This is a genomic window from uncultured Cohaesibacter sp., assembly GCF_963556055.3.
Classification (GTDB): Bacteria; Pseudomonadota; Alphaproteobacteria; order Rhizobiales; family Cohaesibacteraceae; genus Cohaesibacter.
This window is the reverse complement of the sequence record NZ_CAUVYE020000029.1, coordinates 68,163-78,010: the sequence shown is the minus strand read 5'-3', so window position 1 is coordinate 78,010 and position 9,848 is coordinate 68,163. Positions and strand designations below refer to the sequence as shown.

Annotated in this window: 10 protein-coding genes and 1 pseudogene; 9 read left to right on the top strand and 2 right to left on the bottom strand. The window is 55.0% G+C overall.

What is annotated here, in order from left to right; translation table 11 throughout:
• The 6 genes from putA to ACHZB8_RS17915 all read left to right on the top strand — a co-directional run.
• Positions 1-2,314 (top strand): bifunctional proline dehydrogenase/L-glutamate gamma-semialdehyde dehydrogenase PutA (gene putA / locus ACHZB8_RS17940; RefSeq protein WP_394706220.1); only part of this gene is annotated, 2,314 nt, incomplete at its 5' end.
• The gene (locus tag ACHZB8_RS17935) at positions 2,259-2,600 is read left to right on the top strand and encodes an aldehyde dehydrogenase family protein (protein ID WP_394706219.1); all 342 of its coding nucleotides are present in this window, start codon (positions 2,259-2,261) and stop codon (positions 2,598-2,600) included. The genes putA and ACHZB8_RS17935, both read left to right, overlap by 56 nt.
• Positions 2,530-2,916, top strand: coding sequence for an aldehyde dehydrogenase family protein (locus tag ACHZB8_RS17930; RefSeq protein ID WP_394706218.1), 387 nt, complete (start codon positions 2,530-2,532; stop codon positions 2,914-2,916). The genes ACHZB8_RS17935 and ACHZB8_RS17930 overlap by 71 nt, the downstream gene beginning before the upstream one ends.
• Positions 2,900-3,397 carry a hypothetical protein gene (locus tag ACHZB8_RS17925; RefSeq protein WP_316862326.1) on the top strand — a complete coding sequence of 166 codons (498 nt, stop codon included), beginning with the start codon at positions 2,900-2,902 and terminating at the stop codon, positions 3,395-3,397. The genes ACHZB8_RS17930 and ACHZB8_RS17925 overlap by 17 nt, the downstream gene beginning before the upstream one ends.
• A 223-nt stretch (positions 3,398-3,620) precedes the next feature.
• Positions 3,621-3,770 (top strand): LysR family transcriptional regulator, encoded by a 150-nt coding sequence (locus tag ACHZB8_RS17920; protein ID WP_316862324.1) that lies wholly within the window; start codon positions 3,621-3,623, stop codon positions 3,768-3,770.
• A 28-nt stretch (positions 3,771-3,798) separates the two neighbouring features.
• Positions 3,799-4,530: a LysR substrate-binding domain-containing protein gene (locus ACHZB8_RS17915; protein WP_316862322.1), complete on the top strand. Its 732-nt coding sequence runs from the start codon at positions 3,799-3,801 to the stop codon at positions 4,528-4,530.
• A 443-nt stretch (positions 4,531-4,973) separates the two neighbouring features.
• Here ACHZB8_RS17915 and grpE read toward each other — a convergent pair whose 3' ends face one another.
• The gene (grpE, locus tag ACHZB8_RS17910) at positions 4,974-5,624 is read right to left on the bottom strand and encodes a nucleotide exchange factor GrpE (RefSeq protein ID WP_316862320.1); all 651 of its coding nucleotides are present in this window, start codon (positions 5,622-5,624) and stop codon (positions 4,974-4,976) included.
• 165 nt (positions 5,625-5,789) lie between these two features.
• Positions 5,790-6,900: pseudogene (gene hrcA / locus ACHZB8_RS17905) on the bottom strand (heat-inducible transcriptional repressor HrcA).
• Between the two features lie 293 nt (positions 6,901-7,193).
• Between hrcA and rph the strand changes: the two are divergent.
• Genes rph through hemW form a run of 3 tightly spaced genes read left to right on the top strand, consistent with a single transcriptional unit; the run spans position 7,194 to position 9,800 of the window.
• Positions 7,194-7,919 carry a ribonuclease PH gene (gene rph, locus ACHZB8_RS17900; RefSeq protein ID WP_316862318.1) on the top strand — a complete coding sequence of 242 codons (726 nt, stop codon included), beginning with the start codon at positions 7,194-7,196 and terminating at the stop codon, positions 7,917-7,919.
• Between the two features lie 9 nt (positions 7,920-7,928).
• Positions 7,929-8,570 carry an RdgB/HAM1 family non-canonical purine NTP pyrophosphatase gene (gene rdgB, locus ACHZB8_RS17895; protein ID WP_316862316.1) on the top strand — a complete coding sequence of 214 codons (642 nt, stop codon included), beginning with the start codon at positions 7,929-7,931 and terminating at the stop codon, positions 8,568-8,570.
• A 6-nt stretch (positions 8,571-8,576) separates the two neighbouring features.
• Positions 8,577-9,800, top strand: coding sequence for a radical SAM family heme chaperone HemW (hemW, locus tag ACHZB8_RS17890; protein WP_316862314.1), 1,224 nt, complete (start codon positions 8,577-8,579; stop codon positions 9,798-9,800).
• Positions 9,801-9,848: the final 48 nt, after the last annotated feature.

The following is a 9,848-nucleotide window of genomic DNA, read 5'->3' as shown; positions in this document are numbered from 1 at the left end:
CGATGCGCTGATTTCAGACAAGATCACGCCCAGTGAATGGGGGCAGCATCTGGGGCAGTCCTCATCGTCTCTTATCAACGCTTCGACCTGGGGCCTGATGCTCACCGGCCGTATCCTCAAGGAAAAGGATGAAGAAGGTCTGGCATCGACCATGCGCTCAATGGTCAAGCGCATGGGTGAGCCTGTCATTCGAACCGCCGTCGGTCAGGCGATGAAAGAACTGGGTCGCCAGTTCGTACTGGGTACCAATATCGAGAAGGCAATCGCCCGCGCCAAAACGATGGAAGCCAAGGGCTACACCTATTCCTATGACATGCTTGGTGAATCAGCCCGGACAGAGAAAGACGCGATCAAATATCACATCGCCTATTCCGATGCGATCACGGCGCTGGCACCTTATTGCAAGTCTGATTCGATCCATAGGAATCCCGGTATTTCGGTCAAGCTTTCCGCCCTGCATCCGCGCTATGAAATTGGCAAAAAAGACCGGGTGATGAGCGAGCTTACATCTCGGGTCTTCGGCCTTGCTCTTCTGGCGCGATCCGCCAACATGAACTTCAACATCGATGCCGAGGAAATGGATCGCCTTGATCTCTCCCTTGATGTCATCGAAGAGGTTTTGTCCAATCCCGCTCTTGCCGGGTGGGACGGCTTTGGCGTTGTTGTGCAATCTTATCAACACCGCGCTTCCTTCGTGATTGACTGGCTTTACATGCTGGCCAAGAAACTGGATCGCAAGATCACGGTTCGACTGGTCAAGGGCGCCTATTGGGACGCGGAAATCAAACGGGCACAGGTCATGGGGCTTGAGGGTTTCCCGGTCTTCACCCGCAAGGTCAATTCCGACGTCTCCTATCTCTCCAATGCCCGTCGTCTGCTGGATATGACCGATCATATCTATCCCCAGTTCGCCTCTCACAATGCCCACACAGTGACGGCGATCATGGAAATGGCGGTGTCACAGCGGGTGAGCCGCAAAAATTACGAATTGCAGCGCCTGCATGGCATGGGCGAAAGCTTGCACAATACGGTTGTCAAACAGGAAAAAGTCTCCTGCCGCATTTATGCGCCGGTTGGGGCTCATTCCGATCTTCTGGCTTACCTCGTGCGCCGTCTTCTGGAAAATGGCTCGAACTCGTCCTTCGTCAACCAGATTGTCGACGACAGTATTTCGCCAGAGCAAATTGCAGCTGATCCATTTGCCAAAGTTCGCGATCTGGGCGATGCCATTGAAAATCCGTATCTGACCAAGCCGAAAGACATTTTCGCCGGCGTTCGTCTCAATTCCAAAGGATGGGATCACACCGATATCCCGACCATTGATGCGCTTGACGAACAACGCGGCAAATTCAGAACCCATCAATGGCAGGCCCATCCGTTGATCGAGGGGCATCAGTCAACCGCCGAAGCAAAACCGGTTTTCAATCCGGCTGATCCGTCCGAGCAGATTGGAACTCTTGTCCGGGCAACTGCGGAAGATGTTGAAAAGGCGTTGGCTGCCAGCGCCGAGGGCTTTGCCCAATGGTCTGGAAAACCGGTCGAAGAACGATCGGCGATCCTGAAACGGGTCGGCGAGCTTTACGAGGCGCATGCATCTGAATTCTTCGCCATCGCCACACGCGAAGCCGGCAAGACCATGCTTGATGGTATCGGTGAAGTGCGCGAAGCGGTCGACTTTGCTTATTATTACGCCGCCGAAGCCGAACGGATTGAAATGGAAGCCAAGGAAGAACGGGAGGCCCGCGGAACCATTGCCTGTATCTCGCCATGGAACTTCCCGTTGGCCATTTTCTCAGGCCAGATCTTCGCAGCCCTTGCCGCAGGCAACGCGGTGGTTGCCAAGCCCGCAGGCCCAACCGGGATCATGGCGTTCCGCGCCGTGCAGCTGATGCATGAAGCTGGCGTTCCCGAAGCTGCAATACAGCTTCTGCCCGGTAGCGGCTCGGTTGTCGGGACTCCGATCACGTCTGATCCACGTATTGCTGGTGTCTGCTTCACAGGCTCCACCGATACCGCTCAGACGATCAACCGGGCCATGGCCGCGACCCTCTCGCCGCATGCCCCGCTGATTGCCGAGACTGGCGGCCTCAATGCCATGATCGTCGATTCCACCGCGTTGCCGGAGCAGGCCGTACGCGATATCATTTCGTCTTCGTTCCAATCGGCAGGCCAGCGCTGTTCAGCCCTGAGAATGCTCTATGTCCAGGACGATATCTTCGACAAGGTTCTGGAAATGCTGAAAGGGCGCCACCCAACAATTGTCGTTGGGCAACCCCTGGGACTGGTCAACCGATATCGGTCCGGTTATCGATGAAGCCGCCAAGGCCAAAATCGATGAGCATTGCGGCAAAATGCTGAGCCTTGGCAAACTCTTGCTGCAATTGCCAACTCCCAAAACCGGCATTTTCTGCGCTCCGACCATTGTCGAGCTTTCTGGCATCGAGGAACTTGAAGAAGAGATCTTCGGTCCCGTGCTTCACATCGCACGCTTCAAGGCCAGCAAGATCAATGACGTCATCGCGGCTATCAATGCCAAGGGTTACGGTCCTGACCTTCGGGCTTCACACCCGGATGGACAATCGGGTTCAGGAAGTTGTTGACCAGATCAAGGCTGGCAATACCTATGTCAACCGCAACCAGATCGGTGCCATCGTCGCGTCTCAACCGTTCGGTGGCGAGGGCCTGTCAGGTACCGGCCCGAAAGCAGGTGGTCCGAACTATGTCGAACGGTTCTTCCAGCCCAAGCAACGGGACGTCACGATTGAGGAAAGGGGTGGCGACATCGCACCGGTTTCCCAAATCCAGTATGCGATCCATTCCCTTGGAGCGGAAAAGGAAAAAACGGGCAAATTGGGCAGCCAAGGACTATCGCTTTGCTGCACTCAAAAGCGTCTACAATTTGCCGGTCTCATTTGACAATTTCCTGCGTCGCGACCTGCGTCCACGGGATATGGCCGGACCAACAGGTGAATCAAACCGCCTGACCTTCACACCGCGAGGTGTCGTTCTGGTGCTTGGAACCAATGAGCAATTGGCCCTTCTTCAGACTGTCGCTGCCCTTATGGCTGGGAACGCGGTTGTTCTGGTTTGCAAGGGTGCTGTGTCCATGGCAACCAAGCTGGCCGAAAGCGGCGCACCGATCTTGGGCTTTGAAGGCTATCTCGAAGCCGAAGCGGTTGCCAAATTCGAGGGGATCGATGCGGTTGCGCAAATCGCCGAAGACGAAACTCTTCGCTATCTGCGCATGGCTTTGGCCAGACGCGATGGTTTCTTGCTGCCATTGATCACGGAAGCCAATCCGTTCCGCTTTGTGCTTGAACGTCACGTTTGCGTTGACACAACTGCCGCGGGAGGCAACGCAACCCTGCTTGCTGCTGCCGAAGGCGAAGCAAAGTGATGCAAGCCTCTTGTGCTTCAAAGCTCTCATGATCAGAACCCCGGCGAGCATTGCTTTCCGGGGTTTTTCAATACAGCAACACTCGAATGAGCAGGCCCGACGAACATGGCAGGACTGAAGATGAAATCAGCGGCCAATCATGGCTTGTCAAATGCTCGCTTCCTTGTAAAAAGGAAAAGACGAGGCGAGCCCAGGGATCGCCATCTGACATTCGGGGAAGATCGTGCAACGCAAACTACCACCTTTCAGTGCTGTGAAAGCCTTTGAAGCGGCTGCTCGCCATGGGTCTTTCGCAAGGGCAGCCGAAGAGCTGGATGTGACAGCCACCGCTGTGAGCCAGCATATCAAGGGGTCTGGAAACATGGCTCGGTGAGGATCTGTTCACTCGGCATTCCAATGGCGTGCATCTGACCCGCAAAGCGGAGCGCATTCTGCCCGATATGTCTCGTCTTCTTGATGAAATCGCCGAGTTGCTGCCTCCGGAAAAGGTCGAGCGGGAACAGCTTCTTGTCAGGCTCGTTGCGCCAAAGGCCTTGGCGGATGGGTGGTTGGTTCCGCAAGTGGCGGTCTTTCAAAAGGCCCTGCCCGGTATTTCCGTTCGAGTGAAAACCGACGTGAAGGGTAAGCAGATCGAACGGGATGAGAGCATCGATCTGGCAATTGTCACGGAGCCTATAACCGCAAGCGGACTGCTCTGCGAACGCCTGTTTGATGACGAGATCCTGCCGGTTTGTACCGCTCAATACCGCGACTTGCTGGGACTTCAGGATCTGCACAATTGGCAATCTGTCACGCTTCTTCATGACAAGCTTTGGGAGGGTGACTGGCAGATCTGGGGCGATCACGCCGCACCTCTTGGCCTTGATTGGAGCACTGGGCCGCGCTATCCCAATCATTTTCTGGCATGCGAAGCGGCAAAACAGGCGCTTGGCATTCTCATGGCGCATCACGTGCTTGTTGCTGATGCACTCGAGGACCAGTCTCTCGTGGCCCTGTCCCGCGAGCCTTTGAAAACCGGCCAATCCTATTATCTTGTACGCAGAAGGGGACATGCCTCACCGGCTGCGATCCAGCTGAGGGCATGGCTGCTTGAGCATCTTGGCAAAGCCAAAGCATTTGCTTGTAGCGAATAACCCGAATTTTCCTCGATGATCGGACAAAAGAAAAAGGAGACTCACAACGGAGCCTCCTTGAAGATGTGATCCATGGGTCTTGGAACCAGCAGAGGAACGTCGAGGGGAGGAGAGAGACGCACTGGCTTACCCGAACCACAAGGTTGAAATAACTCTAAACGGCCTTATTTCAGCCAACTTTGATCAGGGTCATGGTTAGTGGGGATTTTAGTCGGAGGGTATGCGACAAAACACCGCATCTGAAAAAAACTTGCCGTGAACGTCATGGTCAACAAGAAGTCGAGGCAAGAAGAAGATCCGGAACGGGATTTCCGGATCGGTGCTTGTCGGCAAGGAATTGAAGATAGACACGTTTCCCGCCGACATGTCATGCCGGCGAAAAAAAAGAGTGGGAAAGAGACAGCCCATTGCACTTGACGCAAAGGTAAGCTCTCAGACTTTCACTAAACGCTTTTATCGACGCTATCGCTATCAACGCCCTCGGCGCCGTCTTCCTGCGGTGCCACAATTTTCGGACCCCCTTTGGCGACGCCGACCATGGCAGGTCTGAGCACGCGGGTTCCGATTACATAGCCTGCCTGTACCACCTGAATGACCGAATTGTTTGGCACATTGGGGTTTGGAACTTCAAACATCGCCTGATGGTAGTTGGGGTCAAACTTTTCCCCTTCGGGATTGAGCTTGCGAACACCATGCTTTTCAAGCGTCTTGAGCATTTCGCGCTCGGTCATCTCTGTTCCTTCAAGCAGAGCCTTCAGAGCATCACCGGCATTGGCGCGGTCTTCTTCGGAAAGAGCTTCCAGGCCGCGGCGCAAATTGTCCGCAACCGCGAGCATGTCGCGAGCAAAGCTCGTGACCGAAAACTGCTTGGCGTCGCGAACTTCCTTTTCGGTTCTCCGACGCAGATTTTCCATCTCGGCAACCGTGCGGAGCAACTGGTCCTTCATTTCGGAATTTTCTTTTTCCATTTCAGCGATGCGGAGTTCCGCTGCTTCCAATGGATTGAGATAAGGCTCCTCTTGGGAAACCTCTTCAGCCGGAGCCTCGGCAAGCGGGTCTACGACAGCCTCGGAGTTTTGTGTTTCGTCAGACATATATCAGCCTCTACATTGATTGCAGGCCCGAACAGGGCACACAGTCTGCGTTTCATGTGGGGAATAAGGTTTCACCGGATATCGAGCTTTCTGAGCAAAAAATCAAGTGCTGTCTGGGGAAGAGTTGAAAAAACCATAGCTTGACAGCGCCATCCCGCGTCAGCTCTAGTCATTATCCAGACGTTTTGAGTGGCCCGATAGCATGCTGCTGAGAACCCGGGCGGTATAGTCGACCATTGGCACGATGCGCGCATAATTGAGACGCGTCGGGCCGATAATGCCGAGCACGCCGACAATCTTCTGGTTGCCATCCCTGTAAGGGGAGACAATCACCGACGAGCCGGACAGGGAGAAAAGCTGATTCTCTGATCCGATATAGATTCGCACCCCGTCGCCCTGCTCTGCCAGCTCCAGAAGCTGAACAAAATCCTTTTTCGATTCAAGGTCATCGAACAGATGCCGGATTCGCTCGAGATCTTCCTGAGCACTGACATTTTCCAGCAGTTTCGAGCGACCCCGAATGATCAGGCTTTGCGGCTGGCTGGAACTTGCCCCCGCCCAGGTTGCAACACCGGCCTCGACTAGCCTTGCCGTAAGGCCGTCGAGCTCAGCCTGAAGCTCATTGCGATGCGCCTCGATATCCTTCTGTGCCTCGGACAGGGTTTTGCCCCGGATATGGGCATTGAGAAAGTTGCTCGCTTCTGTGAGCGCAGAGGCGGGCAAACCGGCTGGCAGGGTCATAAGCCTGTTTTCTACCCGATCTTCCTCATCGACGAGAATGACCAGCGCCTTTGTTGCTTCAAGTCGGACAAATTCGACATGCTTGAGTCGTTTGTCCTGTTTGTTGGCCAGCACAAGTCCGGCGCCCGAAGACAGGCCCGACAGCATTTGGCTTGCTTGCGTGAGCAGATGTTCGAATCCGGCATCCTGTCTGTGTGACGATGCCATTTGCCGTTCGATCGCGTGGCGTTCCTCATTTGAGAGATCACCAAACTCCATCATCGCATCGACAAAGAATCTCAGGCCCATTTCGGTTGGCAGACGCCCCGCACTTGTGTGAGGCGAGTAGATCAGCCCCCAGCTGTTCAAGGTCGGACATAACATTGCGCACAGAGGCCGGTGAGAGTGAAATCGGCAGGGCCTTGGAAATATTTCTCGATCCGACCGGATCTCCGGTCGCCAGATAGGACTCAACAATCGTGCGAAAGATATCTCGAACCCGATCATCCATGTCGCCAAAAGGCATCAGGTGAGTGAGATGGTCACGATCAAACATGGTATTCCTCGAAATAGCGTGAACTTCCGGGATCGGGATGGGTTAAGGAAAAGTGCCAAAGCAAACCATCCGATTATGCCCTAAAAGCAGGAAAAGCTGCAAGCGCCCCTTGTTTCAAAACCCAAGCGCTTTTATGAAACGGGAAGGAAACGCCAACAACTGGATAAGAGGCGATAGCATTCTGCGCAATGATTGTTATGGATGCTGATGGAAGAAATTCAATAGCTAAAAACCGATTTTGGCATCGCCCGCATCGACAATTGAAGCCAATCAAAGCAAGGCAGGAGAGCCACATGCGCCCATCCAAAAGAAACCCGGACCAGAAACGAGTCGTCAGTCTGACACGCAACATATCCAAGCACGCTGAAGGCTCATGCCTGATCAAATGCGGCGATACTCATGTGTTGTGCACGGCGAGTCTGGAAGAACGCATCCCGCCATGGCTGCGTGGTCAGAACAGAGGTTGGGTTACCGCTGAATATGGTATGCTGCCACGCGCGACCAGTGACCGCATGCGCCGCGAAGCACAAGCAGGCAAGCAATCGGGTCGCACCCAGGAAATCCAGCGTCTGATTGGTCGCTCCTTGCGGGCCATTGTTGATCTTGAAGCACTTGGCGAGCGCCAGATCACGGTCGATTGTGATGTCCTTCAGGCCGATGGCGGTACCCGAACAGCATCCATTACCGGTGCTTGGGTTGCGCTCAATGACTGCATCGAATGGATGCGGGCCCGCGGCATGATCGATGCAAATGCAAAGGTCCTCAAGGATCAGGTCGCCGCCATTTCCTGCGGTATCTATAACGGCACACCGGTTCTCGACCTTGATTATCTGGAAGATTCCGACGCCGAAACAGACGCCAACTTTGTCATGACGGGCAAGGGTGGTATTGTCGAAATTCAGGGTACGGCAGAGGGCGAGCCATTTTCCGAAGAGGAACTGGCAGCGCTGATGAGTCTTGCGAAAAAGGGCATTGGCGAATTGCTGAGCTTGCAAACAGACACTTCAACGGACGGATAAGATCTGACTATGGCGCAGAGACTGACCAAGGATACACCCCTTGTTGTGGCCAGCCATAACAAGGGAAAAATCAGGGAAATCAACGATCTTCTCGCTCACTATGGCCTGAGCATCAAGACCGCTGAAGAGCTGGATCTGGAAGAGCCCGAGGAAACGGGCCTCACATTCGAGGCCAACGCCGAACTGAAAGCCCTGGCGGCGGCAAAGGCGACCGGTCTGCCGGCCCTGGCCGATGACAGCGGCTTTTCCGTGGACGCTCTTGATGGTGATCCAGGGATTTATTCTGCTCGCTGGGCCGGACCGGATCGGGATTTCAATCAGGCCATGCGCAATGTCGAGGAAAAATTGCGGGCTTTGGACGCAACAAGCCCCGACAAGCGCGTTTGCCGCTTTGTCGCCGTGCTTTGTCTTGCCTGGCCGGATGGCGAGACGCAGTTTTTCCGCGGCGAAGTGGAAGGCCATGCCGTTTGGCCCCCACGGGGTGGAAATGGATTCGGTTACGATCCGATGTTCCAGCCGGAAGGGTATGACATCACCTTTGGTGAAATGACCTCAGATCAGAAACATGACTGGGCACCGGGGCGCGAACGCGGCCTGTCACACCGCTCTCGTGCCTTCAAGCTGTTTGCCGATGCCTGCCTTGAAGGTTAGTGCTTGATGGGCGGTCGTGGTCAGGAGCAGGCAAAGCAGAGCCATTTGTCAAAGCCGGGGCCGGACAGTCCCGGTTTTGGCATCTATCTGCACTGGCCCTTTTGCAAGGCCAAATGCCCCTATTGCGATTTCAATAGCCATGTCCGGCACCGCGAAGTGGATCAGGATCGATTCGCCAGCGCAATGATCAAGGAACTGCGCCATTATGCCGGGCGGCAAAAAGCGGCTGGCACCGTCAAACCGGTGACGTCTGTCTTTTTCGGTGGCGGCACGCCCTCGCTCATGAAACCATCCACGGTGGCAGGGCTGATTGACGAGATCGCCGCGCTTTGGGCAATGGCGCCGGATGCGGAAATCAGCCTTGAAGCCAATCCCACATCGGTCGAGGCGGATCATTTCAAGGGCTATGCCCTTGCCGGTGTCAATCGTGTTTCACTTGGAGTGCAGTCGCTTCATGATGATCAACTGAAATTTCTCGGTCGGATGCACACGGCCAGCGAGGCCAAGGCGGCAATCGAACTGGCGCAACGGCATTTCGAGCGCATGTCCTTTGATCTTATCTATGCCAGACCGCATCAAACTCCGGATGAGTGGGCCGCGGAATTGGGCGAAGCGGTGGCTCTTGCTGCCGATCACCTTTCGCTCTATCAATTGACCATCGAGCAGGACACGCCCTTTTTTGCGCTCTATCGCAATAGCAAGTTCGATCTGCCGGATGAAGACACCTCCGTCGCGCTTTATGAAATGACCCATGAGGCGCTTGAGGCACATGGCTTGCCCGCTTACGAGATTTCCAACCATGCCCGGCCCGGTTTTGAGTCCCGACACAATCTGACTTATTGGCGCTATGGCGACTATGTTGGTGTCGGGGCTGGCGCTCACGGCCGGTTGGACCTTGGCAACGGGCGCATTGCCACCAGCAACGAACGCCATCCCGAGAGCTGGCTTGAAAAGGTGGAAGAGATTGGCAGCGGGGCAACAGACGAAGACAACCTGACCCTTGAGGAACAGGGCGATGAATTCCTCATTATGGGCTTGCGCGTCAGGGAAGGCATCAACCTCAAGCGCTATGAGAGCCTCTCCGGTCACGCGCTGTCTCATCAGCGGATTGATGAGCTGATCGGGCAGGGGCTTCTTGAACGAAACGGGCCCGAACGGATCCGCGCCACAAGGGCCGGATTTTTGTTGCTCAACACGCTTGTGGCAGAACTCGCCAGCGCATCATCCTGATCAGATACAGGAAGGGGGCCATAAGGCCCCCTCAGAATTTGAAATCTC